Here is a 25,251-nt window from a genome sequence, read left to right as displayed (position 1 = left end):
TACGAAAAGTTGGAGGAATGCCCATCTTGTAAGCATTCTAAGTTTTCTAACCACATCATATGTAAGGATCATACCGTGTCCGGTGAAAGTTTTGCCTTGATGAAGTGTGAAAAATGCGGTTTGATCATTACCAATCCCCGTCCAGACGCACAGCATATAGCGAAGTATTATAATGACAAAAACTATATCTCTCATACTAACAAAGCCAATACACCAATAAACCTGGTGTATAAAGCAGTTCGTTCCATTACCCTGGCACAGAAAAAGAAACTCATACAAAACTATACCACAGGTAAATCCTGCCTTGACTTTGGCTGTGGCTCTGGTGTATTCATTGATTATATGCAGAATCATGGTTATTTGGCAGAAGGATTTGAAACCCATCAAGAAACGGCTAATGCTGCTCATGATCTTACTGGTGTGTCGATACTTTCAGAACTTAAATCAATTGGCAAGGACAAATATGACATAGTCACCGCTTGGCATGTACTAGAACATGTGCATGACCTAAAAACCACACTTAAAACACTGCGTAAATCCTTAACTAATGATGGTGTTCTCTTTGTGGCCGTTCCTAATCATCAATCAGATGATGCCAAATATTATGGTCAGTTTTGGGCAGCATATGATGTACCAAAGCATCTCTATCATTTTGACCAAAATGCCATGTCTACCTTAGCAAAAAAGTGCAAACTAGAAGTGATCGACGTTCATCCCATGGTATTTGACTCCTACTATGTTTCTCTATTAAGTGAGAAGAACAAAACCGGTAATACAAATTATTTAGCAGCTTTGCGATCTGGAATCAGGTCCAATAAAAAAGCTCAGCATACCGGGGAATATTCCAGCCTTATTTACGTACTTAAAGCATGAAGATATTCATTCGAGTCATTCTCATTTTATCAGTTCTTGAGTTCATTGCCTTTAGTTGTGCCAACCCAATTTCACCAACCGGAGGTCCAAAGGATACCATTCCTCCTACACTTTTGGAATCCACTCCAGCGGATCAGCAGCTGAACTATAAAGGACAAACTATTACCCTTACGTTCGATGAGATTATCAATTCAGATAAACTCAAACAAAATCTAATCATTACTCCAACTACAGATATCGACTATAAGGCCCTACCCAAAAAATACAGCATCACCTTACAATTTGCTGAACCATTTGAAGACAGCACCACTTACACCTTTAATTTCTTTGATGGTATTACCGACATTACAGAAAAGACACCCGCAGAAAATCTTATCATAGCTTTTAGTACAGGTAACTTCATTGATTCACTGAATCTTTCCGGACAAGTATATGATCGCTTTACGGGCGAACCTGTCGAAAAGATAACAGTCGGCCTATACACGATTAGCGACACATTAGATTTTGAAGAAAACAAACCCACCTATTTTAGTTCCACTGACGAATCAGGTCAATATTTTTTACAAAACATCAAAGCAGCGAACTACAGGTTGTTTGCTTTTGGTGATGAAAATCGCAATCTCATCTTTAATGCCGCTACTGAGTCCTATTCAGTTTACCCAGATACTATAGATATGAGATCTCAATCTGGAGATACAATTGATTTACACACCATTCAGATAGATGCTAGTCAACTCAATTTTATCTCAGCTCGACCAACGGGTAGATATTTTGAAGTTCGGTATTCTAAGCCAATAGTTGATTACAGCTATCAAAATGCTGATTCTCTATTTCTTCCATCCAAACTGATAGATGAAAACAAAACCATCCGATTCTATGATAACAAATCTTTCCTGGATAGCTTATTTACCATAATCAATGTTAGAGATAGTTTAAGTAACACCACTGTTGATACCGTTTACATTCAATACCGGGAGTCATCACGAAAACCAGAACAGTTTACTGTATCGCTCTCACCAAAAAACCGCACCGCCATTAATTCTGATACCAGGTTTTCTCTTGCTTTCAATAAACCCACGACTATTCTCAACACGGATTTTTTGGATGTGGTATATGATACTATTCTTACCTATGATTATCGACCCAAATCAGTTGCATTTGATAATCAGCGAATGACCCTATCATTTGATCTCCCAATAACCTCATCTTCATATGCTGATAGCTTGCAAGCTTCCATTGATGCCATCGTACTAGACAGTGCCAATATGGACACTACCCAGATGCTGCTCAAACAGAGACTAATGAAAATCAATCCTAGTAGTTTTAAGCTGGCCATTCTTCCACAGTCATTTGTGTCAGTTGAACTAGATTCATCAGATTTAGTCGAATCCAACTATCAATTCATCAAACCTGAAAACTTTGGTATCATCCGTTTGAACTTACAGACAGATCAAACCCATTTCATGGTCCAATTGATGAGTAAATCAACAGTTGCTGCTCAACAATCTAATTGTAAAGAATGTGTCTTTACCAATCTTGAACCTGGGAACTACTGGGTACGTATATTGATCGATTCGAATCAAAATGGGCAGTGGGACATTGGAAACTATAGAACAAACCAACCTGCTGAGCCTATTATCTATTTCAAAGAAGAAACTACTCTTCGTGCCAATTTCGATAATCAACTAGATTATTCATTCTGAATAACCCATTAAATCTGTGGACAAGTGTAGCGTTTCACGTGGAATAATCCGGAGTTATTCTTCAGGTTGCTGATTCAGGTCTAAGCACAATAAAAAGATCATAATAACTCCGGCTTTATCAACTATCTATCCAAACTTCCTTTAGTCAAAACAATTAACAACACATACTAAAGACTTATCGACATAAAACCGTAAATAACAGTAAATCAATAACTTAACCAGGAGATAAACTGTGGAAAACGAATTCCTGAACAATTACTTATGAACATCATAAAAAACCAAATCAAATTTTAATGAATTACCCACATATCCACAGGGTTAATAATAGAAATAGCTTTTAAATTAAAACTTAACTATTCATTATAAGGTAGAAGAATAAAGTGGATAACTTCATGAATATGTACTTCAGATATTTTTCTCTCATATTAATAATTTTCGCCACGAGCCTCCTGCATGCACAGACAGACAAGGCGAAGCTCGCAAATGAATATTTCCAACAAGGAGAATTTGAAAAGGCCCGCGCGCTTTTTGAGGATTTAGAAAAATCTCGCTCGGCCATTCCACTGATCCACTCCAATTATTTTCGGCTTTTGCTAGAAGAGCAGGATTATAAGTCTGCAGAAAAATACCTTGATCGCGTTATCAAATCTTTTGCAGGTAATCTAAACTACCAGGTGGATCTTGCATTTCTCTATCATACCAATGGTCAGCAGGATCAATTAGATAAATATTTGAGTAACCTCAAAAAGGAAAATCAGGACAATCAATATCAGTTGAGTACTGTAGCTCAAAATCTGGTGTCACATCAGATGTACGAACCGGCTATTGATTTTTATAAAACAGCACGTAAAATCAATGGAAGAAACTCGGCTTTTGCACTGGATATGGCTGCACTCTATCGTTTGAAAAATGACAAACGATCAATGACCGAAGAATACATCAATTATGCAGAAGGTAATCCTGCCAATATTGCCTATGTCAAAAACCTGTTTCAAAACATACTCACCGAGCCAGAGGATCAAGAATTTTTAGAAGAAACCCTCATCCAGAAAATCCAAAAAAATCCGAATGACGATCTTTACTCTGATCTGCTCATTTGGCTGGAGCTGCAACGAAAAAACTATTACGCAGCTTTCATACAAGCACGAGCTCTCGATCGGCGAACTCAAAAGCCTGGCGACCAAAGCATGCGCATAGCCAGAATCGCTTATGACAATGAAGCCTGGGATGATGCCATTGATATTTATACTTATGTCATTGACACATATGGCAATGACTACAATTATCCACAAGCCAGACGATTTCTGATCAAATCGAAGGAAAACAAAGTCAAAACCAAATATCCAATTGATACTTTAGCCATTCGTAGCCTGGCACAAGAATATGCCGAATTGTACGAACAAATCGGGCCCAACTATACCACACTGGAGGCTTTGCGCAACCAAGCGCTGCTCCATGCATTTTATCTGGATGAATTGGATACGGCTACACGCATTTTAAACTTTGTAATCGAAAATCGTCGCGCTCCGCGCGTATTAGTATCGGAGTGTAAACTTGATTTGGGAGATATTTATATCCTCACGGGCGAACCCTGGGAATCTACACTACTGTACTCCCAGGTGGAAAAGGACAACAAAGAATCACCATTAGGTTATGAAGCGAAATTGAGAAATGCTCGATTGAATTATTTTACTGGCAATTTCTCGCTGGCCAAAAGTCACCTGGATATTTTGAAACTAGCCACTACACGTGAAATTTCCAATGATGCCATAGCACTGAGTTTACTGATTTCTGATAATACCGCCTTTGATTCCACCGATGTGGTGATGCAACAGTTTGCCAATGTAGAGTTGCTGATATTTCAGAATAAAACAGAACAAGCAAGAGCACAACTTCAAAAAATCCTAAACGAAAACCCAGGACATAGCATCACCGATGAGGTCTATTGGTTGGAAGCCAAACTTGCCCTCCAGGCTGGCTCTTACGATCAGGCAATAGACTTTCTGGACAAAATCGTCGAGTCCTACGGATATGATATTTTAAGTGATGATGCGTTTTACAAGAAAGCAACAATCATTCAAGATTACCTTCAGGATGAAAGTCGAGCCATGACCCAACTACAAGAATTCCTGAAAAACTATCCTGGAAGTATGTATGCAGCAGAAGCTCGACAGAGAATCAGAGCGATGCGGGGCGATTTGATTAACTAAGTCAGAGCATTTCACAAAACATCAATTCCCGCGCTAACTCTGCAGATTGCACTATTTCTTGAGCTAGATAGTGATTCGGTTTTTCTTCGCCATTTTCCCATCGCAATAAGCCATCTATTTTTAGATCCAGATAGTTACCACTGAGTTCTCTACATTGATTGAGCAATACTTCCGCATCCCTGCTGTAGATCTCTTCACCATAATGCACCAGCATACTAGTCAGATAATCGACAAGTGCTTTTTTGGCATTGATGCACGTCAGGTATGCCATCTCTCCTTTGTTAGGAAAATTCATCGCTTCATGAGCCATTTCTAAAAAATGTTCCCCTTGCTCAAATTCGGTATTGATTTTTCGTGTTTCCATAATACTACTACGGCCTGTCTGGTATCAAGGTAGTAACTGGATCGGCAGTCGCCGATGAACCTGATCAGTAAGTAAGATGAGAAATATCAAATAGTATCTACTCAACTATGGGCTGATAGACATTTAAATCCACTTTTTCCATATATACTTTTGGATTGGCAAGCGGAGTAAATCCATATTTTTCGTAAAGCCATGGAGCGGTACTCGACAGCAGAATCCATCTTCTTAATTGCTGTAGGTCATGGTGATTCATGATGACCTCCATCAACCAGTTGCTCAAACCCAACCTACGAAATTGGGTATCTATGAATACATCTCCTAAGTAGGCAATCGTGGAATAGTCCGAAATGACTCGAGCATACCCAATTTGTTGTTCGTGATGAAACAGGCCAAAATTCAATGAGTTTTTAATAGCTTTTTCCACTTTGTCAAGTGGTATGCCCCTACTCCAACCAGACTCAACCGACAAGAAGTGGTGAATAAATGAAATATTGAGCTTGTCAGTATCTGTACTGATTGAATAGTCGCCACGAGTTAGTTCCAAATGTTCCATGAAGGATCAATTTAATAACTCGATAAATCTAATTCACTCATCAATGCTTTCTACCTTAAAAAGCTCCATACTATTTTCGCAATCATACGTTCCTTCAAAAAAGACAAATCAGTGATCAAACGAGTATTTCTTCCTGTTCTACTGCTAATCCCTTCAATGTGGGCAACGGCCCAGATTCTCAAAGTAGATAAAACCAATGTGGATGCGGATACCGCAGGAATTTTCATGGGTAGTGTAAAAGCAGACTTTAACCTTAACAACCGGAGTGCTACTGCAGAACAAAATATTACTTACACAGGATTGAAAGCAAGCGCTGATTTGGTATATCTCGGCAACCAACATGCATATATCCTGATCAACCAGCTGAATTACTTCAAAACCACTGGTGGACCGCTATTCAGTACAGGTTACACCCATTTTCGCATCAATTTTCTACGTAAGAACCAACTGTCCTACGAACTATTCACTCAGGTCCAATATGATGAAGGCCGGAAAATGACTTTCAGATATCTCAATGGCGGGAATTTCCGCTTTCAATTGGTTAATAGTAAGAAAACGCGCTTACATGTAGGAATAGGAGTGATGCACGAACAGGAAAACTGGAAAAATCTGGAGGATGAATCAATGCTCATTAAAAAAGATATTTTCAAATCAACCAATTACATCAACTACCAGCAGAAGCTAAATGAATTTGTCAACTTAAATCTGATTGCCTACTACCAGGGAGGGTATGATCAGGAATCCTCCGTTTTCCGAAACCGAATCAGTGGTGATTTTGATCTGAATGTGAAACTCACCAACCAGCTGGCTTTTAACACCACGTTCACTGCACAGTACGAAGACCATCCGATCATTCCCATCAATAACTGGGTGTATTCATTGACGAATGGATTGAAGTATTCGTTTTAAATCAAAATCAATCTCGGATCGGGTTCAAACATTCCGGGAGCAGGAGAAAAGTGTTTGTTGAAAAATCCGTTAAGCTCGTCTCTGGTTTCATCAGACAGCAACTCTGAGATTTCGTCGAGTATAGGACCGGATACCATGTAGGGCGGCATCTGGAGATTCATTTGGTCACCACGGCAAAAGGCAAAAACCTGGTATTCTTCACAGGCACCTTTATCTACATCCGTAAACATGCATTTAGAATACAGTTCTTCTACATTGCTCAGATCGCGATTGGACAGTTCCTGCTGGCGTTCCATCATTTGTTTTTGCATGTATTCCTGAATTTTCGCCATCGATTCTTTAGACATTCGCTTTTGAATCTCCATCGCACAATCCATACAGATCGCATAATCGAAAATCACATCCTGAGCCTTAAATCCCTGATAATTACGAAAGGCTTTTTCGATCACATAATCACAATCTCCTTTCAACAAATCTCGTTCACATTCTATGCAGTGAGTGAATAGACCCTCCTTTTCAAACGAATGAAAATCTCTGGGAATATCTCGGAATTGTGGCTGCTTTTCTTCCATGTCATTCAAAACTAACCATCCCACGGTAATTAAAAAATAGTATGCATGCATAACAAATTTTGACTATCTTTGATTGACTCAGAAAACTGCGTACCAAACAGTCTGTTGGTACTGCCCAAAAATGATTAGATGAAAAGAGAAGAAACCATCGATTACAACATCAAGGTAGCATGGCACGCCATCTCACGGATGTATAATCAGTACGGTGCGGATATGGATGTTACCGCTTCCACAGGATTTGTGTTATTAAACATTGATCAGGAAAACGGAACGCCCGCTACGAAGATTGCACCACTTATGGGATTGGAAGCTCGATCGCTTACCCGGATGCTCAAAACCATGGAAGACAAAAAATGGATTCGTCGGGAGAAGGACCCTACTGATGGACGTTCTGTTCGTATTTTCTTAACGGAACTCGGCAAAGAGAAAAGAGAGTTTTCCAAAAAAGCTGTACGCGAATTCAATACCAAGATTCGTCAGATGGTTCCAGAGGAAGATGTGCAGGCATTTATCCGCGTCACCAATACTGTAACACAATTAATAGAAGATAAATCTTTATTCGATAAACTAGCAGAAGCCTTTATTTATGAAACGAAGCATTAAGAAAGCAGTAGTATTAGGCTCCGGGATCATGGGATCACGGATCGCTTGCCACTTTGCGAATATCGGCCTGGAGGTTTTGCTTTTGGACATCAGTCCGAAGGAACTGACCGACGCTGAGAAAGCAAAAGGACTAACGCTTGACTCCCCACATGTGAAAAACCGAATTGTCAATTCGTCACTCGATGCGGCAGTGAAGTCAAAACCCTCTCCACTTTATCATCAAGACAAAGCCAAACTCATCAAGACAGGAAACTTTGATGATGACCTGGCCAAGATCAGAGACTATGATTGGGTGATTGAGGCAGTTGTAGAAAACCTGGAAATTAAAAAATCCCTTTTCGAAAAAGTAGAACAGCACCGGAAACCGGGAACTTTAATTAGCTCCAACACCTCAGGGATTCCGATCAATTTCATGCTGGAAGGGCGAAGTGAAGATTTCCAAAAACACTTTTGTGGAACGCACTTCTTCAACCCACCGAGATACCTCCGATTATTGGAGATCATCCCGACACAGAAAACAGATCCGGAGATCGTTGACTTCTTCCTGAAATACGGAGACCTCTATCTTGGAAAGGAAACGGTCCTTTGTAAGGATACACCAGCCTTTATTGCCAACCGAATTGGTATCTACGCCATCATGTCGGGCATGCACACCATTGAGAAGATGGGACTTTCAGTCAACGAGGTGGATAAACTCACTGGTCCAGTTATCGGCCGACAAAAATCTGCGACCTTCCGTACCATGGATGTGGTCGGTTTGGATACTGCAGTGAAAGTAGCGCAAGGATTGTACGAAGGCTTGCCAAAAGACGAAAGCAGAGACACCTTCAAACTCCCGAAAATCGTGCAGGAACTTTATGACCGTAAATGGTGGGGAGACAAAACGAAGCAAGGTTACTATAAAAAAGTAGTAGACGATAAAGGCAACAAAGAGATCCTGGAACTTGATCTGAAAACTTTTGAATATAAATCAAAAGACAAGATCAAACTGGATGTTCTGGACAAAACCAAAAATGAGGAAGATCTAAAGAAAAGATTCCAGATTGTCATTAATGCAGAAGGACGAGAAGGTGATTTTTACCGTCAGTCGTTCTTCGATCTTTTCCGATACTGTACTAACCGTATTCCTGAAATTTCTGATGAGCTCTACCGCATAGATCAGGCAGTAGCTGCTGGGTTTGGCTGGGAAATGGGGCCATTCGAAACATGGGATGCCATGGGTGTGCAAGCTTGTCTGAACAAGATGAAGGAAATGGATCTTGCTCCTGCAGCATGGGTAGAAGAAATGCTATCAGCAGGAAACGAGACCTTCTATAAATATCAAAATGGCAAGAAACACTACTACGACATACCCTCCAAATCGTACAAAGTTGTTCCAGGAACGGAAGGCTTTATTTATCTAGATGCTTACAAAGACAACAATGTGGTTTGGAAAAATGATGGTGCCACGATCTATGATATTGGAGATGGCGTTTTAAACCTGGAGTTCCATACCAAAATGAATGCGATCGGTGCGGAAGTGATCGAAGGAATCAATACGGCAATCACGATGGCCGAGAAAGATTACCGTGGTGTTGTAGTAGGAAATGAATCTTCCAACTTTTCTGCTGGAGCAAACCTGGCGATGTTGTTCATGTTTGCCGTGGATCAGGAATATGACGAAATCGACTTAATGATTCGTCAATTCCAACAGACGATGACAAGAGCGCGATTTAGTTCCGTTCCAGTGGTGGCAGCCACGGCTGGCTTGGCACTCGGTGGCGGTTGTGAACTTTCCCTGCACTGTGACGCCATCCAGGCACATGCTGAAACCTACATCGGTTTGGTAGAATTCGGCGTTGGACTGATTCCTGGTGGCGGTGGTACCAAAGAGCTGACACTGCGTGCAGCAGATAAGTACATGCCAAACGATCCGGAACTAAATATTCTTCAGGAATATTTTATGAATATCGCGACGGCCAAGGTGGCCACTTCTGCTGAAGAGGCCAGAGGAATGGACATTGTTCGTCCTTCAGATAGAATCACGCTCAATAGATCTCGTGTCATTGCCGATGCAAAAGAACGTGTATTGGAGATAGCCGATGCAGGATATACGCAACCAGTACAGCGCACAGACATCAAAGTACATGGTAAAACGAGTATGGCCATGTTTGAAGCTGGAATCATTGGGATGAAGTATGGTTCTTATATTTCTGATCACGATGCGAAAATTGCCAGTAAGCTCGCATTCGTCATGAGTGGTGGTGATCTCAGTGCAGAGACATTGGTTTCTGAGGAGTACCTGCTGGACCTGGAGCGAGAAGCGTTCTTGAGTTTGTGCGGTGAACAGAAAACTTTGGAACGGATCCAGAGCATTTTGTTCAAGGGAAAACCATTGAGAAACTAAGTTTCTCCAGACAAAAGATGTAAGACAAAAGATTTTAGATCATGCACAATTTCCAAGAATTAAAAGTCTGGCAGAAGGGAATTCAACTTGCAGTAGATGTATACAAGCAAACAGATACATATCCAGAATCGGAAAAATTTGGATTGACTTCTCAAATGCGTCGCTGTGCCGTTTCTATTCCATCCAACATTGCAGAAGGCTGTGGTAGAAAAACAGATAAGGATTTATCCAATTTTCTATCTCATTCTTTAGGATCACAGTACGAACTGGAAACACAGATGATCATCTCGAAGGAGGTTGATTTGATTAATCATTCTGAGTTCGAAAAGCTTACATCAGAATTAAATGAAATACAGAAAATGACAAGGACATTAATAGATAAGTTTTCAAGATCTAGTGTCTAGAGTCTCAATACTCAAAATCTTAAAAACATGGATGCATACATAGTAGCCGGATATAGATCAGCGGTTGGGAAAGCCAAAAAAGGAGGTTTTCGATTTTACAGACCTGATGACCTGGCAGCAGACGTAATCAAACATTTAGTTGGCTCGGTAGATGGTTTTGATGCCAAAAGAGTTGACGATTTAATTGTAGGAAATGCTATTCCTGAAGCAGAGCAGGGAATGCAAATGGGACGGATGATTTCCCTATTGTCACTCCCTATTGAAGTGCCGGGAATGATCATCAACAGATACTGCGGATCGGGACTAGAAGCGATTCATCTGGCATGTGCCCGAGTGCACTCGGGTACGGCGGACTGTATCATCGCTGGAGGAACAGAATCCATGTCTTTGGTACCGATGCTGGGATACAAAACCGCACTCAACTGGAAAATAGCCAAAGACAATCCGGAGTATTACCTGAGCATGGGCCTCACAGCTGAAGAAGTAGCTAAGGACTTCAATATTTCAGCTGATGACGCTAACCAGTTTGCGATGGAGTCGCACCAAAAAGCAGCCAAAGCCATCCAGACTGGCAAATTCAAAGATGAGATTGTTCCTGTAGAAGTGGAAGAAACCTACATGCAAGATGGGAAACGGAAGAAAAAGACATTCACAGTAGATACAGATGAATGTGTCCGACCAGAAACCAACATGGAATCTTTGGCTGGTTTGCGACCAGCTTTCAAAGCAGGTGGGCAGGTGACTGCAGGAAACTCTTCTCCTACTTCAGATGGAGCTGCTTTCGTGATGGTGATGTCTGAGAAAATGGTGAAGGAATATAACCTGGAGCCAATTGCAAGAATGGTAAGCTACACAGCTGCTGGAGTAAATCCACGAATCATGGGTATTGGTCCGGTGGAAGCTGTGCCGAAGGCATTGAAGCAGGCAGGGTTGAAACAAAATGATATGGATTTGATCGAGTTGAATGAAGCGTTCGCAGCACAATCGCTAGCTGTCATTCGCGGACTCGATTTGAATACTGACATCTTAAATGTGAATGGAGGAGCAATTGCTTTAGGCCATCCACTTGGATGTACCGGAGCAAAACTTTCCATTACCCTGTTTAATGAAATGAAGAGACGTAAATCCAAGTACGGAATGGTTACCGCCTGTGTGGGAGGTGGCCAGGGTGTTGCCGGGATTTATGAATATTTAGGTTAGATTTCCAAAAAGGGGGCTGTCTCAAAAGCCTGAAATTGGTGTCATTCTGAACCTGCCTGTCGGCAGACAGGTTTATTTCAGAATCTATGTAGCTGAATATCAATGCATTTTAGATCCTGAAACCAGTTCAGGATGACAAGAGCACCGCTTTTGAGACAGCCTCTTTTTTATTACTCGTACTTTCTTTTAATCTTGTTGATTTCAGAGGTGAGTTTGACATTGGCGTGCACATAACCATAAAGATCCATCACCGCCTCCAATGGGTAATTGAGTTTTCTGGCCATGTTCAGGCAATACATGATTTCCTCATCAAAAATCTCACCATCCACCTTCATCAAATGCACCAGATGATAAAGCGTATCGAATCGATCCTCAGCGCTTAATGTATTCAGATCAATTTTTTCCATTGGATTGTCGATGAGGTCACTAATTTCATCCTGACTCATGCCATGAGCTCCACCTATTTTAAAAATTAGTGATTTTTCAGATGCATCCACCTCACCATCAGAGTTGGCCAGGTTAATGAGAACGGAGAGTTTGGTCTTGCTCATACAGCTGTTTGTTGTATGCTCAAATTAAAAAAGTCTCCCATTATGATCACACAATTAGGAGACTTTTAATGATAACCTCTTCAGATTACCTATTGACTTGCAAAAAAAGAAACTCTTGAAAACAAGGTTTCCTTACGACTTATACCTAAGTCACAAGAAATCAACAAATGGTTGGAAGAGAGAATGAAAATTTTTTTGGATGGTTGCTGTGAAGCGTAAAAATGAGAAAGAGCCGAAGCAAATACAGAAGAGATTTTATACCAAAAGATTAAGCGAAATTTCCATAGCACTTCTAGCTCTTTCTGCAACCATCAACCTAGCAGCTAGACAAACTGCTTCTCAAATATACAAATCGGATTCTTTTGCACGGCATGACTAAAAACGGTAGGTGTCGTTTAAGGCCAATGGAAGCCCTTTTGTCCAAAAAAATAGGGAATATACCTAGTAAAATAGGTAAAACTGGAAAGTTGAAAACTACCCAGTTTATGGTACTTATAAGCTCACAATGTGATTTTGAATGGCAAACTTAACCAGACCTACAGCATTCTTAGCTTCTGTTTTACGCATGAGATTTTTGCGATGTGTGTGAATCGTTTGCTCACTGATAAATAGTTTCTCACCAATTTCTTTCATGGTTAGCTCCTGACAGATCAGTTCAAGGATTTCAACTTCTCTCTTGGTGAGCTGATTTTTATCTTCGTCAAAGAATTTATCCGCATTGCCGGATTTGACTTTTTGGTGAAGCGCCTTCGCTACCAGTTGGTTGTAGTAGAAATCATTGTTGATCACTGAAATCATTGCTTTTTGCACCTCTTCTGGCTCGGCACTTTTGAGCAGGTAGGAATGCACGCCTATTTCTATCAGATCAGAAATAAGTTTGAGTGAGTCGTGCATTGAGATCATGATGATATAAGTGTCATGAAAATTCTCAACTACTTTTCTGGAGGTTTCCCATCCATCAAGTACAGGCATTTCCAAATCAAGTAACAAAATGTCCACCGGATTTTCTGACAAATAATCCAGTGCTTTTTGACCATTTTCCACATCATGTACGGACACTACTCCCGGAAAAGTCCTCACCATCATGGACATACCTTTCCTAAAGAGAGTATGATCATCCGCAATTAGAACTCTTATTGCTTTATCATCCATATCTATTCACCGTGCTTTAAATTTAACCAATAAATGGTGATTGCACGTTTATTTTTTTAATGAATCCTGATCATTCCATTAACTCTATAAAGTCATGTATCGGTACATTTTCATCCTTTTGATACTTACTGCCTGTCATCCTGATAAAGATAAACAGGTGGATTCCAATGAGCTTAACTTCAATACTTCTGATGCGTCCGAGCTATTTTTCAAAAACGTGCGCAAATCAGATTATGAGCTGGAAGAGCGACAGCAAGCGGGTTTGGAACTCTACTCGAAAATGGGATTGAAAATGGCCAATGATATGGAGCCGGTGATAGTATTGAACTGGAGATCAGACCTGGCCTATTTTTATTTCAACACGAACGATTCTATTGAGACCGAAATGGTTTTCTCTATTGACTCGGATCGTTTAGTATTTGAACCTGGGAATCACAGAAACCATGCAGAACTGGCAAGAAAACTGTACAATGCCGTTTTAAGTAAACAGACGATCCTACTAAATAACCAGGGGTTTTTCGAGTCTGCCGAACAAGCCAATGAATTTAGACGTATGTTCTTTGATTATCTCCGGCTGGTTGACATTCGGTAAACACAACGGTGAAGAATTGATAACTGGTTGAAGCTTAATGAGAACCCGTTTATCAATTAAACTTACGGATTGTTACTAAGCGCCACCGAATAATTTATAATTTGGATTACTTTTGCGTATCTTTTCAAGACATAATCAAGAAGCAGGCTTCGAATGAGCAATATCCCGCTTAAAACTAGACTCAATTACAAGTTCGACAACTTCATTTCCAAAGGCACCGTAGCGATGATCTACGGCTTGGGAATTCTGTCGTTTATTCTTATTCTCTTTTTTGGAACCATGTTGTTGGTATTCGGGCTGCATCCAGATTCGGATAAAGACTTCACACTCTTTGAGTCGTTGTGGGTAAACCTGACGCACGTTCTTGATCCTGGTGTACTTGGAAACCATGAAGACAACTGGCCTTTCCGACTTTTCATGATGATCACTACTTTCCTTGGTCTGGTGATTGTGTCCACGCTGATCGGTTTGGTGTCCAATGGTATCCTCACCAAAATGGACGACCTCAGGAAAGGACGGTCATTTGTAATTGAAAAAGATCACGTATTGATCCTGGGTTGGTCATCCAAAATCTTCACTATCATTTCTGAAATCTGCATTGCTAACGAAAATCAGAAAAGAGGCGTAATTGTGATTTTGGCGGATATGGATAAAGTCCTGATGGAGGACGAGATTCGTGATAAAGTAGGAAGCACGGGAAACACCAAAGTCATATGCCGTACGGGTAACCCAATAGATGTGCATGATTTGTATATCGCTAACCCATTTGACACCAAGTCAATCATTATACTTGATAAAGACAATGAGAATTCTGATTCTCAAATTATAAAAACCATCGTGGCTATCGTCACGAATCCAGATCGCAGAGAGGAAAACTATCACATCACTGCTGAGATGGAAGATAAGCGAAACTTCGAGGTGGCTAAGATGGTCGGAAAAGACGAGGTAGAGTTGATTCTTTCGGATGAAATCATTTCCAGAATCATGGTACAAACTTCTCGTCAGTCAGGACTGTCGGTGGTTTACATAGAGCTGATGGATTTTGGCGGTGATGAAATCTACTTTATGGAAGAGAGGTCGCTAATCGGGAAAACTTTCCGTGAAATTCTCTTTTCATATGAGGATTCGGCCATCATGGGTATTCAGTTTGCCGATGGACATGTGGAGATCAACCCTCCAATGGATACGATTTTTAAAGAAGGTGACCAGGTAATCGGGATCACGGAGGATGATGATACACTTGTTCCTAATGCTCCAGATCACCACGAACTTGAGGAAAACAAAATTGTCTATACGGAACCTCTCATTCAGGAAAAGGAGAAAATCCTAATACTTGGGTGGAATAACAGAGCCAGATACATCATCAAAGAACTTGACAACTATGTGCCTCCCGGCTCACATGTACGAGTGATCAGTAAGTTTGATGATGCTGCCAAGGCTGTACAGCGTTTAGAGAATCAGGTTGAGAACATTACACTGTCTTTTGAAGTCATGGATACCACGGATCGTGAGACGCTTGAATCAATGAATCTTAGTCAATACGATTACATCATGTTGCTCTGTTATCAAAACTACTTTCCTATTCAGGAGGCGGATGCTCAGACATTGATTACGCTGCTTCATTTGAGAAACTTCACTGAGAAAAACGGGGAGAAGTACAAGATTGTATCTGAGATGCTAGATATCAGAAACCGACAGTTGGCGGATATCACGAGTGCAGATGACTTTATCGTTAGTGATAAGCTCATCTCGTTACTAATGAGTCAGGTCTCTGAGAATAAATACTTGATGCGCGTATTTGAAGACTTGTTTGATGCGGATGGTTCAGAGATTTATATCAAGCCCGCTCGTGAATATGTGAAGACAGGAGAACCTATCAACTTTTATACGATCCTTGAATCAGCGGCCAGAAAAAATGAAGTAGCTATAGGCTACCGCGTCATCAAACAGTCAAAAGATGCTAACAAGGGTTACGGAGTATATGTAAACCCTCCAAAATCTGACCAGTTCACTCTGAGCTCGGATGACATGGTCATTGTTCTCTCTGAAGACTAAGCTGGCTTTTACCAGTCTTTTTCGAGTGCTTCTCGAATTTGCTTCATCGCTTTTCTTCTGTAGATCCTGGTGCTGTGGCTTACTTTTGGTATGTGTTCCAGGTAATCCAGCACGTCAGTTTTTTGATCTCGATTGAGTCGCTTCAGCTTAGTGAAGATCTCATTGTCAATGTTTGTAGTGTACATAAAATTGGTGGTTTATTGTTCACACACCAATATAACGATCAAAGTTTATCCACTGTTTAGTTTACCATCATGGTTAGGTTAAGGAAATAGATCAATGTTAATTATTGATCGATGAATCCAAGCACTATGTTTTTGCCTAAAAATCGCCTAACTTAAAACTCTTAATCCCAAAAATGAAGTAATCTATACTATGTCAAACTTAAGCAAAGAAGTTTCTCAATTTGTAGATCATATCTCCAAAAGAAACCCACACGAGCCAGAGTTTATTCAGGCAGTTACTGAGGTAGCTGAGACTGTGGTTCCTTTCATGGAAACACACAGCAAATACAAGGAAGCCAATGTGCTGGATCGGATGTGTGAGCCTGAGCGTGTGGTCATGTTTCGTGTTCCCTGGATTGATGATAAGAACAATGTACAGGTGAACCGTGGCTTTCGGGTTCAGATGAATTCGGCAATTGGTCCATACAAAGGAGGTCTACGCTTTCACCCAACAGTGAACCTGTCAGTGCTCAAATTTTTGGCCTTTGAGCAGGTGTTTAAGAATAGTCTCACTACACTGCCTCTCGGTGGTGGTAAAGGAGGGAGTGATTTCAACCCGAAAGGAAAGTCTGATGCTGAAGTGATGCGTTTCTGTCAAAGTTTCATGACCGAACTTTCAAAGCACATTGGAGGCTATACAGATATTCCTGCTGGAGACATTGGAGTTGGTGCCCGAGAAATTGGCTATTTGTTTGGACAGTACAAGCGACTCAACAATGAATTTACCGGAGTGCTTACTGGCAAGGGTCTGGATTATGGTGGCTCATTGATCAGAACAGAGGCGACTGGATATGGCTTGATTTATTTTGCCAAAGAAGTCATGGATGAGCATGATGATACTTTAGAAGGAAAGCTATGTGCAGTATCTGGTAGTGGTAATGTGGCACAATATGCCATTGAGAAACTGATCGAATTTGGGGCCAAACCGGTCACCGTTTCAGATTCAGGAGGATGCATCCATGATCCAGATGGAATCGATACCGAAAAGCTAGAGTTCATCAAGGAACTGAAGAATGTAAAAAGAGGAAGGATCAGCGAGTATGCGGATAAGTACAAATCAGCCAAATTCCACGCTGATGTAACTCCATGGAATTTTAAAGTGGATTTTGCCTTTCCATGTGCCACACAAAACGAACTGCCACTAGAAGATGCCAAGACGCTTGTCAAAAATGGGTGTCGGGGAGTATTTGAGGGAGCCAACATGCCAACAACCGATGAGGCTCTCGCTTATATTAGAGATAACAAACTTTTCTTTACACCGGGCAAAGCATCCAATGCAGGGGGTGTCGCTACATCTGGATTGGAAATGTCACAAAACGCCCAGCGTCTCTACTGGACGCGCGATGAAGTGGACTACCGACTGAAAATGATCATGAAAAGCATCCATACCAACTGCGTGGATTATGGTAAGGAGTCGGATGGTTTTGTGGATTATGTAAAGGGGGCCAATATCGCTGGTTTTGTCAAAGTAGCCGATGCAATGATCGCTCAAGGGGTGGTTTAAACACCCCATTTTTTTGCTCGTTTGTACTTCGCGGGCTTATATTTGCTTCCCAATAAAAAACGAAAGATATGGCAATGCTTGGAATTATTATCGGTTTATTCATTTTGGCAATTGTGTGCCCAATGATCCTTCCAAACCATAAGGTTAGCAATCACAAAAGAGATCACGTCTGATCAGTCAAGTTTCTCCTGACCGATCAGCTCGAGAGTATCTAGATTAAGACACAACAACTCCCCCATTCCATCTCGCTCTCCCTTATAGACACAGCCATTGTCTAGCGGAATTACTTTCTGATAAGCGCTGATGGCCTCTTCAATTTCTTTTTTGGTGAAAGGATAGTGACCGTGAACTATGGTTTTGTTCATGGCCTTGGACCCATCATAGTAAAATGATCTAACATTCAACATATCTTCCTTACCCAGAAATGGGTTTTGCAGATTGAAATTGAATCCAGCATGTACTAGTATGAATTCGTCACTGATAAAGTAGTGATGCAGGCTTTCTAAAAACGATTGATATTTTGAGCGGTCCGTTTCGGACAAATCAAAGAAGGAAGAACTGTTCAGTTCTTCTAATCTAAGCTTGTGCCCATTGTCACCATTTTGCAAGTACTCGAGTAGGAGAAGGTCATGATTACCCAGGAGAAAATAGTGATTGGCTTTCTGGTTCAGACCAATCAGTGTGTCTAATACCTTCAGACTGTTGGGGCCTTTGTTGACATAATCACCGAGAAAGAAAACCTGATCTTCATCGGTGATGGAGAGTTTATCTAAAAGAGCATCAAGTGTCTGGCTGCATCCATGTATGTCAGATATGACGAGTCTGCGGCCCTTAGTTTTATCTATTACTTTTCCCAGAGGGTTAGCCATAGATTAATCCTCACTTTTTTGCTGCGTCTTTCTGAAGTCAATCAAAGAGATAGCTGCTCCAAAGGCGACAAGGATCACTACTATGTTCACAAATAAATCTACACCGTCGGTAACTGCAGGGTTGGTAATGTCCATGATTTTGATGAAATTATTTTCTGCGAATATAGCGTATTTGAATCCAAAGCAGAAATAGACTTAGTGGCGATGGCAGAGATCCAACTATTTTCTTCAAAAAAAGAACTTTACAATCATCTCAATGACAGAGGAATAATCACCATCCAAGTGGAGCAAAGCCGATATCACATGACTCGAATTGGTGATAATGTCTTTGTTTTTGAGCCCAAATGTCCACACTTTGACAACTCACTTGCCAACGCGTCTATCAGCCCAAGTGCTAAGATCACTTGCATGTGGCACAATTACCAATTTGATCTTTTGACCGGTCAAGAATCACAAAGGCGATGTAGGCAACTGAAAACAAACCAAGCTACCTGGCAGCCTGATGGAAGTCTCACCGTGGATCTTTAGGAAATGCTGAACCACCGCACCACCGAGACTAACCAGTCGGCGATTGCCTGAGCATATTCATTACCTGATCCCCGGGCCACCACGTAGGCTACAAACAGGAAATACAAGACTAACAACACACCTGCTTTCAAACGTCCGATGTATCCACCAGTAATGAAAATAATCAAAACCAAAGCGGTCAATAGCCACAGTAGAAACCTTAGTTCGCTACTCAGATCTACCATCTCCTGAGACATGGGAATGGGACCATACATCAATGTGAAAATGAACAGGGGAAACCCTAAAGCGAAACAGATATCGAAAATATTGCTGCCCAGGGCGTTGGAGATAGCATCGTCATATTGGCCTCTTTGGGCATCTTTTATAGAAATGATGGTATCTGGGAAGGACGATGCAGCAGATGCAAGAATCAGCGCAACGAACATTACCGGTATCCCCAGTCCATGTAATTCTCCTAGGAATGGCACCTCATAGGTTTCATGACCGATCCACTCACAGGCCAATACCAACAAGTAACACACTGCAGCTATGCACAGTGTAGAGAAAATCAAAAGAGACCAGGCGATCCGATCATTGATCTTCTTTTTTCCAATAAAGACACGTTCTAAATCCAAAGTGACTAGTGCTAAAAGAAAGGGCTTTTGTTTTCGCTCTTCATCTTCAAAATCCTCTTCACTGACGTGGGACTCTTCCAGCATTTCTTCACGCTGTTTTTTGTCCATGGACCAAAACATATAGATGATGTACACCACATAGACGAGCATGAGCAGTAAACCATGGTACCAATCCAGCAGTGAACCACTGATGAGTACGATGAAGATGAGTTCTGCGATCAGCAGGCTCAACCCATCCCGCAGCATTACTTTTTTCGAAACTCGCACGCGCTTTGTCAGACCGATTCCGATAACGGCCAATACAGCAACTGCTGGAATAACCATACTGTTGAAAATGGCTGATCCCGCGGTGGTCCCAATTCCTCCAGAAAACCCCTCGGCATCTTTCATGATAAACAGGAAAAACAGTGAGGTGAACACCTCAGGCATTGAACTGGCCACAGCATTGATCGTAGCTCCACGGACTCCATCAGAGAGATTTCGCCCTACATATTCAGAAGCCGTCATGAACCCATCGCCCGCTCTCCAGATGACTAGACAGCATATACTGATTAGGATTAATGGTAAGATGATCCCCATTTAGGTAAATTATAGGTGGAAAAAATGCAATTAGCTGTGGGTTCTCTAAGATAACAATTTTATCCATACACCTTCAAGTAATTCTTTAATATCAATGATCTGGTCAATTAATCGATTTTGTTGGTTTATGACTTCTTATTGCCGTTTCACTCATATCCAATATGCAATGTGTGCCGTACACTATTACTTTACCATTCTGGTGATCGGAAAGAGAAAACATATGGCGACCGAAAAGAAATTGTCGATCTTTGGCTAATTTTCTTTTAAACTTGAACTCTCATGTATATCAACCTATCTGGTCTTAATATACTCGTAACTGGAGCTAGTCGAGGCATAGGAAAAGCGATAGCCACCAAACTGGCTGAAGCTGGCGCCACTATAGCGATTCATTACAATAAGAACGTGCGCGAAGCGGAGAATCTGGCTCATATTCTTGGGAATGAATCGAAGGCATTTCAGGCAGATCTCTCCAAAGCTGATGAGGCAGCCAAACTTTTTGAGCGGGTATCCCTGGAGATGGGAAGTGTGGAGGTCCTGATTAATAATGCTGGAGTGGCTATTTCAGCTCCGATCTCAGGATCTGATGATGACTGGACCAAAGCATGGGATGAGACCATGATGGTTAATCTGACAGCTTCTGCCATGTTGTGCAAAAAGGCCATTCATCATTTTTTGCAGAGGAAAGCAGCAGGCCGGATTATCAACATTAGCTCCAGGGCTGCATTTAGAGGAGATCAAGCAGAGTATATGGCCTACGCGGCATCTAAAGCTGGCTTGGTTTCATTGACAAAATCCATTGCCAGAGCTTATGGAAAGGATGGAATCAAGGCTTTTGTAGTAGCCCCAGGGTTTGTTCGCACAGACATGGCCAAGGAGTTTATGGATCAATATGGAGAAGAACATACTAAAGGTGATGTGGCCCTGGAACGGTTAACAGAACCGAAGGACCTAGCACCATTGATTACTTTTATAGCTAGTGGCATGGCGGACCATTCTACTGGATCCACGTTTGATATCAATGCTGGAAGCTATATGCATTAAGACCCGAATTATTTTTTTATATTTATTAAAACGAAACTACCGCATGGATAATTTAGAAACTCACTTGAAGTCACTCATACAGCTAGCTGTTACGGACCAGAATTTTACTCAGGTGGAAAAAATGCTGATCTACAGCATCGGCAAAGCACACAAAGTACCAGAAACGCACATTGACCAGCTAATTGAGGAAAACCTGGTAAATAAAGGAAATCAGGACCTGCAATTTTCTGCTTTATCGTTTGATGATAAATTTGAATATCTCTACAACATTATTCAGTTGATGAAAATTGATAACGAGGTGTTTCTAAGCGAAATCAAGTATTGTGAAGACATGGCCGAAAAGCTTGGTTTCAAAAGGAAAGTAGTGAAAACCATGTCCTCTAGAATTTTTTCTGACCCTTCTATTACGTCGGACAGAGAGAAACTCAAAACTGAAGTAAAAAAGTTGCAGGTATAATTTCATTTGTATCTCAGCTAAGCTAAATCTATCTTTAACGCACAAAAAAACTGACCTGACGTTATCATGAGTATTAAATCCCAACTAAGTACACTTATACAGCTGGCCAAAATTGATGGAGAATTTGCAGGCGAAGAGCGCGAGCTCATTTTGATTCTTGGAAAAGCAAACGGCCTTTCGGAGGATGACGTATTACACCTGGTAGATAACCCGGAGCCACTACCGGCACTATCCACTATGACTGACGATGATCGATTTGAGTATTTATACAATATTGTTCAGCTCATGAAGATTGACAGTCAGGTGTACTTGAGTGAAATCAAATACTGTGAAGAACTGGCTGAGAAGCTGGGCTTCAAAAAGGCAGTTATATCCAAGTTGAGTTCTAAGGTGTTTAGTGATCCTTCTATAACTTCTAATAGAGAAGCGCTAAAACGAGAAGTCAAAAAATTTCAGAACAACTTATAAAGCATCAAGGCCTCAGAAGAGGCCTTTTTTTATCTACAATCAGCATGGCTATGGACACGTTTACCTGGAATAAATTCATTCCGACAGATCCGGAGGAGGTGAGAACTGCCAGGGTACAATTACACCAGTCCGTGCAGAATGTGGCCTCAGTCGGGCGCAAGTTTTTGGAGCATTCTGAAAATGATGAGAACGCTACCCTCACATGGGTGCCAGGTTTGCGACGCATGGCAGGTAAGTGGGTTCAAGGAGATGTCTCTTTTCGCAGTTCTATTAGTTTGGAAGAATTCAAAATATACCTGGTAGACGAGAAGGTAATGACTTTGGCTTCATTTGATTTGCAGGGTGCCACTACCACGCAGCTCATGCTGTGGTTGGAAGAGCAAATAGGAAAACTTGGACTTAATGCCCAAAACCTCACGCTTAATTTGCCATATCAGCTTCCAAAGCCGGTTTTAGAGGCGGGCAGCCCTTTTCACATTAGCTCCAGGCGGAGTAGTGCCGAACTGGCTAAGTGCTATCACAATACCTACTTGGTGCTACGAGAGATCAAAGATCAACATGAGTCAGCAGGTACCATTCATATTTGGCCTCATCATTTTGACATGGCCATGGATATTTTACTGAAGGATACCGGAGACCCTGAGACCAACACTCAGATTTCACTGGGGATGTCTCCAGGGGATGATCAATTTGAAAACCCCTATTTCTACATCAATTGTTGGCCTCACGTAGATACAGAGACATTTCCAAAACTTGCTAATCATGCCATATGGATAAGTGATGAGTGGACTGGTGCAGTGATTTTGTCCAAACATGTGCAGTCGGCCTCTAACCAGCAAGAAACCCTGAGGTACTTTTATCAAGAGGCTTCAGAGCTTCTAATCGAGCGATTGACGAAGTAGCTCTCGCGTACGGATACCAAAGTGATGTTCCAGGTTGGCCAAAAACGCATCTTCGTTGAGTATTTCTTTTTCTTCTTTCTCGCCCATTAAGTGAATACTAAGTTTTCTGGAGGTCAGTTTTATCCTACCTTCTTTGAATAACTGTGTGATGAATTTCTCCTGATGATATGGCGATTCGGTGTTGTCCTGGTGGTAATTGCACCGGGGTATGAACTCTATAAACTCCTTTTGCTGCTCATTAAACTGGTATACAGATTGATAATAGGAGTTGTCGTTAGAAACTTTTAGGATCCAGTTGTTATCTATGTCCTTCTCCAACTTATAATACCTGGTGTAATCCAACTGTGAATGGTTGGCTCGGATAATCTTCGGAAAGCAAAAGTGGTCCCCAAAACCCACATCGCACAAATACTGCTCCGTGCCAACTTGTACAAGACACACCACGTGTTCGAATTCAGAGCTGAGATCTTCATTTTTATAGATCCTTGCGGAATGTAGGCTCACCGAATAGCCCAGCTGGGCTAGTAAGTGATAAAAAAGAATATTCAGTTCGTAGGCTATTCCCCCTCTGCATCTGTGAACGACCTTTTCGAAGAGATTCTTTACACTCAACACAATCTTTTTGCGGTAATGAAAATCCAGGTTTTCGTAAGGCACAGAGAGCAAGTGCGCATAGTGAAGGTTTCTCAAAGACTTCACACTTGCTTGTTGATGTTTTGTTCCAATGCGTGCCAGGTAGGCTTCTGCATCAATAGCTTCGGGTTGTCTGGGTGATCGATGCATGACCACACTACCTTTTGAAGGCCTTTCTCAAGTTGAACACAAAGTTGTTCAATGCCTGATCCCAGGACACATCCGCATCCCAAACATCCCCTACATGAATGTCCTTAATAATCGTTTGCTTGATATAGTACTTGGTCACGTTGGCATCTGCAGGTATTTTCTTGAGGATGACTTCTCCATTTACCTTATAGGTTGTACTCATTTGGTGCGTCTCGTTGGAGGTGTTTTGATAATTGAGGATACGCTTAATCGACCTACCGGTGCTTTGCAGAGGCATTAGGGCATATTGAAAACCTTCCCTATACAGCTCGTCTTCATCAGTCACATCGACTAACTCATACTTGTATGGGTAATTTTTAAGGATCTCCTTAAGCAAAGCATTTTTCTGATCCACCTTGCTATTGTAATAATTGATTCGAGACAAGGCCTCTTCGTCCATGTCAGATGAAGGTTTGATTTTTTGAAAGGCTATTACTGCCAGTTTCAAACTTTGCAGTCTGGTTGGGTAGTTTTCATAGCGCGTACCGTTAAACACCGCCAGGTCATTCAAATACTCGGGTCCTTCTGGTATCAGAAAGTTGGATCGTTCTATCTGCTGTCGCAATACTTGTCTGCCTAGACGAATCATCACACGCTCCAATTCCTGGTGGGTTTCTTTCCAGGCTTGCTGACCGCTGGCGATGTATCCATTTTCAGCTTCAGAGAAAGGAGTTACCATTACCATAAACTCCTCATTGGGAAGAGTTCCTGTTCGGGAGACATATAGAATGTTTTTCACCCTGCGCGCTCGCATCAGCTCCAGAAAACTATTTTTTACTTCAGGGCCAGCATTGAGATCGTCCACATAGACATACCCCACCGGATCGACACCAATCTGTCGGAGTAGCTTGTGACTCTTTTGTGCCAGTAACCGCCAGTTGCCTCGAGTGTCATATCCACCTTGCGTTTCAGTTGGTACAGATATGACTACCAGAGCACGCTGGCTGGTTAGATCTGCTGGCACTTCTTCGCTAAGTTGGAGAAACTTTGGACCACCAATATTGAAAATTTCCGTTTGAGCAATAGAATGAAGGCTGCAAACAGCAAGACTCCACAACAAACATATCCGGACAACTAACTTCATAGGGATAAAGAGAAAATTAAATTTATATATTA

General features: G+C 41.4%; 27 protein-coding genes. 16 read left to right on the top strand and 11 right to left on the bottom strand.

Features of this window, described 5'->3' with window-relative positions; all coding sequences use genetic code 11:
- Positions 1 to 99 precede the first annotated feature (99 nt).
- The 3 genes from ACO067_RS11900 to ACO067_RS11890 all read left to right on the top strand — a co-directional run bounded on the left by ACO067_RS11900 (position 100) and on the right by ACO067_RS11890 (position 4,786).
- The gene (locus tag ACO067_RS11900) at positions 100 to 873 is read left to right on the top strand and encodes a class I SAM-dependent methyltransferase (protein ID WP_421874360.1); all 774 of its coding nucleotides are present in this window, start codon (positions 100 to 102) and stop codon (positions 871 to 873) included.
- A complete protein-coding gene (locus ACO067_RS11895; RefSeq protein WP_421874358.1) occupies positions 870 to 2,576 on the top strand; it encodes an Ig-like domain-containing protein in 1,707 nt (568 codons plus the stop codon). The genes ACO067_RS11900 and ACO067_RS11895 overlap by 4 nt, the downstream gene beginning before the upstream one ends.
- Before the next feature lie 392 nt (positions 2,577 to 2,968).
- Positions 2,969 to 4,786 carry a tetratricopeptide repeat protein gene (locus tag ACO067_RS11890; RefSeq protein ID WP_421874356.1) on the top strand — a complete coding sequence of 606 codons (1,818 nt, stop codon included), beginning with the start codon at positions 2,969 to 2,971 and terminating at the stop codon, positions 4,784 to 4,786.
- Between the two features lies 1 nt (position 4,787).
- Here ACO067_RS11890 and ACO067_RS11885 read toward each other — a convergent pair whose 3' ends face one another.
- Both ACO067_RS11885 and ACO067_RS11880 read right to left on the bottom strand, forming a co-directional pair.
- Positions 4,788 to 5,150, bottom strand: coding sequence for a hypothetical protein (locus ACO067_RS11885; RefSeq protein ID WP_421874354.1), 363 nt, complete (start codon positions 5,148 to 5,150; stop codon positions 4,788 to 4,790).
- A 97-nt stretch (positions 5,151 to 5,247) separates the two neighbouring features.
- The gene (locus tag ACO067_RS11880; RefSeq protein ID WP_421874352.1) at positions 5,248 to 5,703 is read right to left on the bottom strand and encodes a GNAT family N-acetyltransferase; all 456 of its coding nucleotides are present in this window, start codon (positions 5,701 to 5,703) and stop codon (positions 5,248 to 5,250) included.
- A 111-nt stretch (positions 5,704 to 5,814) separates the two neighbouring features.
- Here ACO067_RS11880 and ACO067_RS11875 point away from each other — a divergent pair, with 111 nt between their 5' ends.
- Entirely contained in the window at positions 5,815 to 6,612 is a 798-nt protein-coding gene (locus ACO067_RS11875; protein ID WP_421874350.1) for a hypothetical protein, read from the top strand.
- On the opposite strand, the gene ACO067_RS11870 is transcribed toward ACO067_RS11875, so the two are convergent.
- Positions 6,609 to 7,184 carry a hypothetical protein gene (locus ACO067_RS11870; protein ID WP_421874348.1) on the bottom strand — a complete coding sequence of 192 codons (576 nt, stop codon included), beginning with the start codon at positions 7,182 to 7,184 and terminating at the stop codon, positions 6,609 to 6,611. The two genes, ACO067_RS11875 and ACO067_RS11870, sit on opposite strands and share 4 nt — an antisense overlap.
- 129 nt (positions 7,185 to 7,313) lie before the next feature.
- On the opposite strand from ACO067_RS11870, the gene ACO067_RS11865 reads away from it, so the two are divergent.
- Genes ACO067_RS11865 through ACO067_RS11850 form a run of 4 tightly spaced genes read left to right on the top strand, consistent with a single transcriptional unit; the run spans position 7,314 to position 11,777 of the window.
- Positions 7,314 to 7,787, top strand: coding sequence for a MarR family winged helix-turn-helix transcriptional regulator (locus tag ACO067_RS11865; protein ID WP_421874347.1), 474 nt, complete (start codon positions 7,314 to 7,316; stop codon positions 7,785 to 7,787).
- On the top strand, positions 7,771 to 10,173 hold the full coding sequence (locus tag ACO067_RS11860; protein WP_421874345.1) for a 3-hydroxyacyl-CoA dehydrogenase NAD-binding domain-containing protein: 2,403 nt from the start codon (positions 7,771 to 7,773) through the stop codon (positions 10,171 to 10,173). Before ACO067_RS11865 ends, ACO067_RS11860 begins: the two co-directional genes overlap by 17 nt.
- Positions 10,174 to 10,214: 41 nt before the next feature.
- A complete protein-coding gene (locus tag ACO067_RS11855) occupies positions 10,215 to 10,577 on the top strand; it encodes a four helix bundle protein (RefSeq protein ID WP_421874343.1) in 363 nt (120 codons plus the stop codon).
- 27 nt (positions 10,578 to 10,604) lie between these two features.
- A complete protein-coding gene (locus tag ACO067_RS11850) occupies positions 10,605 to 11,777 on the top strand; it encodes a thiolase family protein (protein WP_421874341.1) in 1,173 nt (390 codons plus the stop codon).
- Between the two features lie 170 nt (positions 11,778 to 11,947).
- Here ACO067_RS11850 and ACO067_RS11845 read toward each other — a convergent pair whose 3' ends face one another.
- Together ACO067_RS11845 and ACO067_RS11840 are read right to left on the bottom strand one after the other, a co-directional pair.
- The gene (locus tag ACO067_RS11845) at positions 11,948 to 12,328 is read right to left on the bottom strand and encodes a TerB family tellurite resistance protein (RefSeq protein ID WP_421874339.1); all 381 of its coding nucleotides are present in this window, start codon (positions 12,326 to 12,328) and stop codon (positions 11,948 to 11,950) included.
- Positions 12,329 to 12,820: 492 nt separating this feature from the next.
- On the bottom strand, positions 12,821 to 13,480 hold the full coding sequence (locus ACO067_RS11840; RefSeq protein WP_421874337.1) for a response regulator: 660 nt from the start codon (positions 13,478 to 13,480) through the stop codon (positions 12,821 to 12,823).
- A gap of 94 nt (positions 13,481 to 13,574) precedes the next feature.
- On the opposite strand from ACO067_RS11840, the gene ACO067_RS11835 reads away from it, so the two are divergent.
- Entirely contained in the window at positions 13,575 to 14,072 is a 498-nt protein-coding gene (locus ACO067_RS11835) for a hypothetical protein (RefSeq protein ID WP_421874335.1), read from the top strand.
- Between the two features lie 153 nt (positions 14,073 to 14,225).
- Complete coding sequence (locus ACO067_RS11830) at positions 14,226 to 16,127, top strand: CASTOR/POLLUX-related putative ion channel (protein ID WP_421874332.1); 1,902 nt, start codon at positions 14,226 to 14,228, stop codon at positions 16,125 to 16,127.
- Between the two features lie 8 nt (positions 16,128 to 16,135).
- On the opposite strand, the gene ACO067_RS11825 is transcribed toward ACO067_RS11830, so the two are convergent.
- Positions 16,136 to 16,312 (bottom strand): hypothetical protein, encoded by a 177-nt coding sequence (locus ACO067_RS11825; protein WP_421874330.1) that lies wholly within the window; start codon positions 16,310 to 16,312, stop codon positions 16,136 to 16,138.
- Between the two features lie 190 nt (positions 16,313 to 16,502).
- Between ACO067_RS11825 and gdhA the strand changes: the two genes are divergently transcribed.
- The gene (gdhA, locus tag ACO067_RS11820; protein WP_421874329.1) at positions 16,503 to 17,855 is read left to right on the top strand and encodes an NADP-specific glutamate dehydrogenase; all 1,353 of its coding nucleotides are present in this window, start codon (positions 16,503 to 16,505) and stop codon (positions 17,853 to 17,855) included.
- 173 nt (positions 17,856 to 18,028) lie between these two features.
- Here gdhA and ACO067_RS11815 read toward each other — a convergent pair whose 3' ends face one another.
- Positions 18,029 to 18,724 (bottom strand): metallophosphoesterase, encoded by a 696-nt coding sequence (locus ACO067_RS11815; RefSeq protein ID WP_421874327.1) that lies wholly within the window; start codon positions 18,722 to 18,724, stop codon positions 18,029 to 18,031.
- A 3-nt stretch (positions 18,725 to 18,727) separates the two neighbouring features.
- Entirely contained in the window at positions 18,728 to 18,859 is a 132-nt protein-coding gene (locus ACO067_RS11810) for a hypothetical protein (RefSeq protein ID WP_421874325.1), read from the bottom strand.
- A 69-nt stretch (positions 18,860 to 18,928) separates the two neighbouring features.
- Here ACO067_RS11810 and ACO067_RS11805 point away from each other — a divergent pair, with 69 nt between their 5' ends.
- Complete coding sequence (locus ACO067_RS11805; protein ID WP_421874323.1) at positions 18,929 to 19,252, top strand: Rieske (2Fe-2S) protein; 324 nt, start codon at positions 18,929 to 18,931, stop codon at positions 19,250 to 19,252.
- Here ACO067_RS11805 and ACO067_RS11800 read toward each other — a convergent pair.
- Positions 19,249 to 20,445 carry a sodium:calcium antiporter gene (locus ACO067_RS11800; protein WP_421874321.1) on the bottom strand — a complete coding sequence of 399 codons (1,197 nt, stop codon included), beginning with the start codon at positions 20,443 to 20,445 and terminating at the stop codon, positions 19,249 to 19,251. The two genes, ACO067_RS11805 and ACO067_RS11800, sit on opposite strands and share 4 nt — an antisense overlap.
- A gap of 279 nt (positions 20,446 to 20,724) precedes the next feature.
- Between ACO067_RS11800 and ACO067_RS11795 the strand changes: the two genes are divergently transcribed.
- From ACO067_RS11795 to ACO067_RS11780, 4 genes are all read left to right on the top strand, one after another.
- The gene (locus ACO067_RS11795; RefSeq protein ID WP_421874319.1) at positions 20,725 to 21,486 is read left to right on the top strand and encodes an SDR family NAD(P)-dependent oxidoreductase; all 762 of its coding nucleotides are present in this window, start codon (positions 20,725 to 20,727) and stop codon (positions 21,484 to 21,486) included.
- A 43-nt stretch (positions 21,487 to 21,529) separates the two neighbouring features.
- A complete protein-coding gene (locus ACO067_RS11790) occupies positions 21,530 to 21,943 on the top strand; it encodes a TerB family tellurite resistance protein (RefSeq protein ID WP_421874317.1) in 414 nt (137 codons plus the stop codon).
- Positions 21,944 to 22,009: 66 nt separating this feature from the next.
- Positions 22,010 to 22,411, top strand: a complete 402-nt coding sequence (locus ACO067_RS11785) for a TerB family tellurite resistance protein (RefSeq protein ID WP_421874316.1) — start codon at positions 22,010 to 22,012, stop codon at positions 22,409 to 22,411.
- 44 nt (positions 22,412 to 22,455) lie between these two features.
- The gene (locus ACO067_RS11780) at positions 22,456 to 23,313 is read left to right on the top strand and encodes a hypothetical protein (RefSeq protein WP_421874314.1); all 858 of its coding nucleotides are present in this window, start codon (positions 22,456 to 22,458) and stop codon (positions 23,311 to 23,313) included.
- On the opposite strand, the gene ACO067_RS11775 is transcribed toward ACO067_RS11780, so the two are convergent.
- Together ACO067_RS11775 and ACO067_RS11770 are read right to left on the bottom strand one after the other, a co-directional pair.
- Complete coding sequence (locus ACO067_RS11775) at positions 23,290 to 24,096, bottom strand: arylamine N-acetyltransferase family protein (protein ID WP_421874311.1); 807 nt, start codon at positions 24,094 to 24,096, stop codon at positions 23,290 to 23,292. The two genes, ACO067_RS11780 and ACO067_RS11775, sit on opposite strands and share 24 nt — an antisense overlap.
- A gap of 7 nt (positions 24,097 to 24,103) precedes the next feature.
- Positions 24,104 to 25,219, bottom strand: a complete 1,116-nt coding sequence (locus tag ACO067_RS11770) for a hypothetical protein (RefSeq protein WP_421874309.1) — start codon at positions 25,217 to 25,219, stop codon at positions 24,104 to 24,106.
- Between the last annotated feature and the right edge of the window lie 32 nt (positions 25,220 to 25,251).

This window comes from Marinoscillum sp. (assembly GCF_965229915.1).
Taxonomy (GTDB): Bacteria; Bacteroidota; Bacteroidia; order Cytophagales; family Cyclobacteriaceae; genus Marinoscillum.
This window is presented reverse-complemented; position numbering and strand designations above follow the sequence as displayed.

Excerpts from the sequence above, each read along its gene's own strand:
- ACO067_RS11900 (WP_421874360.1), top strand. The coding sequence starts at position 100 with ATGAAGTGTGAAAAATGCGGTTTGATCATTACCAATCCCCGTCCAGAC.
- ACO067_RS11895 (WP_421874358.1), top strand. The coding sequence starts at position 870 with ATGAAGATATTCATTCGAGTCATTCTCATTTTATCAGTTCTTGAGTTC.
- ACO067_RS11890 (WP_421874356.1), top strand. The coding sequence starts at position 2,969 with ATGAATATGTACTTCAGATATTTTTCTCTCATATTAATAATTTTCGCC.
- ACO067_RS11885 (WP_421874354.1), bottom strand. The coding sequence starts at position 5,150 with ATGGAAACACGAAAAATCAATACCGAATTTGAGCAAGGGGAACATTTT.
- ACO067_RS11880 (WP_421874352.1), bottom strand. The coding sequence starts at position 5,703 with ATGGAACATTTGGAACTAACTCGTGGCGACTATTCAATCAGTACAGAT.
- ACO067_RS11870 (WP_421874348.1), bottom strand. The coding sequence starts at position 7,184 with ATGGAAGAAAAGCAGCCACAATTCCGAGATATTCCCAGAGATTTTCAT.
- ACO067_RS11865 (WP_421874347.1), top strand. The coding sequence starts at position 7,314 with ATGAAAAGAGAAGAAACCATCGATTACAACATCAAGGTAGCATGGCAC.
- ACO067_RS11860 (WP_421874345.1), top strand. The coding sequence starts at position 7,771 with ATGAAACGAAGCATTAAGAAAGCAGTAGTATTAGGCTCCGGGATCATG.
- ACO067_RS11855 (WP_421874343.1), top strand. The coding sequence starts at position 10,215 with ATGCACAATTTCCAAGAATTAAAAGTCTGGCAGAAGGGAATTCAACTT.
- ACO067_RS11850 (WP_421874341.1), top strand. The coding sequence starts at position 10,605 with ATGGATGCATACATAGTAGCCGGATATAGATCAGCGGTTGGGAAAGCC.
- ACO067_RS11845 (WP_421874339.1), bottom strand. The coding sequence starts at position 12,328 with ATGAGCAAGACCAAACTCTCCGTTCTCATTAACCTGGCCAACTCTGAT.
- ACO067_RS11840 (WP_421874337.1), bottom strand. The coding sequence starts at position 13,480 with ATGGATGATAAAGCAATAAGAGTTCTAATTGCGGATGATCATACTCTC.
- ACO067_RS11835 (WP_421874335.1), top strand. The coding sequence starts at position 13,575 with ATGTATCGGTACATTTTCATCCTTTTGATACTTACTGCCTGTCATCCT.
- ACO067_RS11830 (WP_421874332.1), top strand. The coding sequence starts at position 14,226 with ATGAGCAATATCCCGCTTAAAACTAGACTCAATTACAAGTTCGACAAC.
- ACO067_RS11825 (WP_421874330.1), bottom strand. The coding sequence starts at position 16,312 with ATGTACACTACAAACATTGACAATGAGATCTTCACTAAGCTGAAGCGA.
- gdhA (WP_421874329.1), top strand. The coding sequence starts at position 16,503 with ATGTCAAACTTAAGCAAAGAAGTTTCTCAATTTGTAGATCATATCTCC.
- ACO067_RS11815 (WP_421874327.1), bottom strand. The coding sequence starts at position 18,724 with ATGGCTAACCCTCTGGGAAAAGTAATAGATAAAACTAAGGGCCGCAGA.
- ACO067_RS11810 (WP_421874325.1), bottom strand. The coding sequence starts at position 18,859 with ATGGACATTACCAACCCTGCAGTTACCGACGGTGTAGATTTATTTGTG.
- ACO067_RS11805 (WP_421874323.1), top strand. The coding sequence starts at position 18,929 with ATGGCAGAGATCCAACTATTTTCTTCAAAAAAAGAACTTTACAATCAT.
- ACO067_RS11800 (WP_421874321.1), bottom strand. The coding sequence starts at position 20,445 with ATGGGGATCATCTTACCATTAATCCTAATCAGTATATGCTGTCTAGTC.
- ACO067_RS11795 (WP_421874319.1), top strand. The coding sequence starts at position 20,725 with ATGTATATCAACCTATCTGGTCTTAATATACTCGTAACTGGAGCTAGT.
- ACO067_RS11790 (WP_421874317.1), top strand. The coding sequence starts at position 21,530 with ATGGATAATTTAGAAACTCACTTGAAGTCACTCATACAGCTAGCTGTT.
- ACO067_RS11785 (WP_421874316.1), top strand. The coding sequence starts at position 22,010 with ATGAGTATTAAATCCCAACTAAGTACACTTATACAGCTGGCCAAAATT.
- ACO067_RS11780 (WP_421874314.1), top strand. The coding sequence starts at position 22,456 with ATGGCTATGGACACGTTTACCTGGAATAAATTCATTCCGACAGATCCG.
- ACO067_RS11775 (WP_421874311.1), bottom strand. The coding sequence starts at position 24,096 with ATGCATCGATCACCCAGACAACCCGAAGCTATTGATGCAGAAGCCTAC.
- ACO067_RS11770 (WP_421874309.1), bottom strand. The coding sequence starts at position 25,219 with ATGAAGTTAGTTGTCCGGATATGTTTGTTGTGGAGTCTTGCTGTTTGC.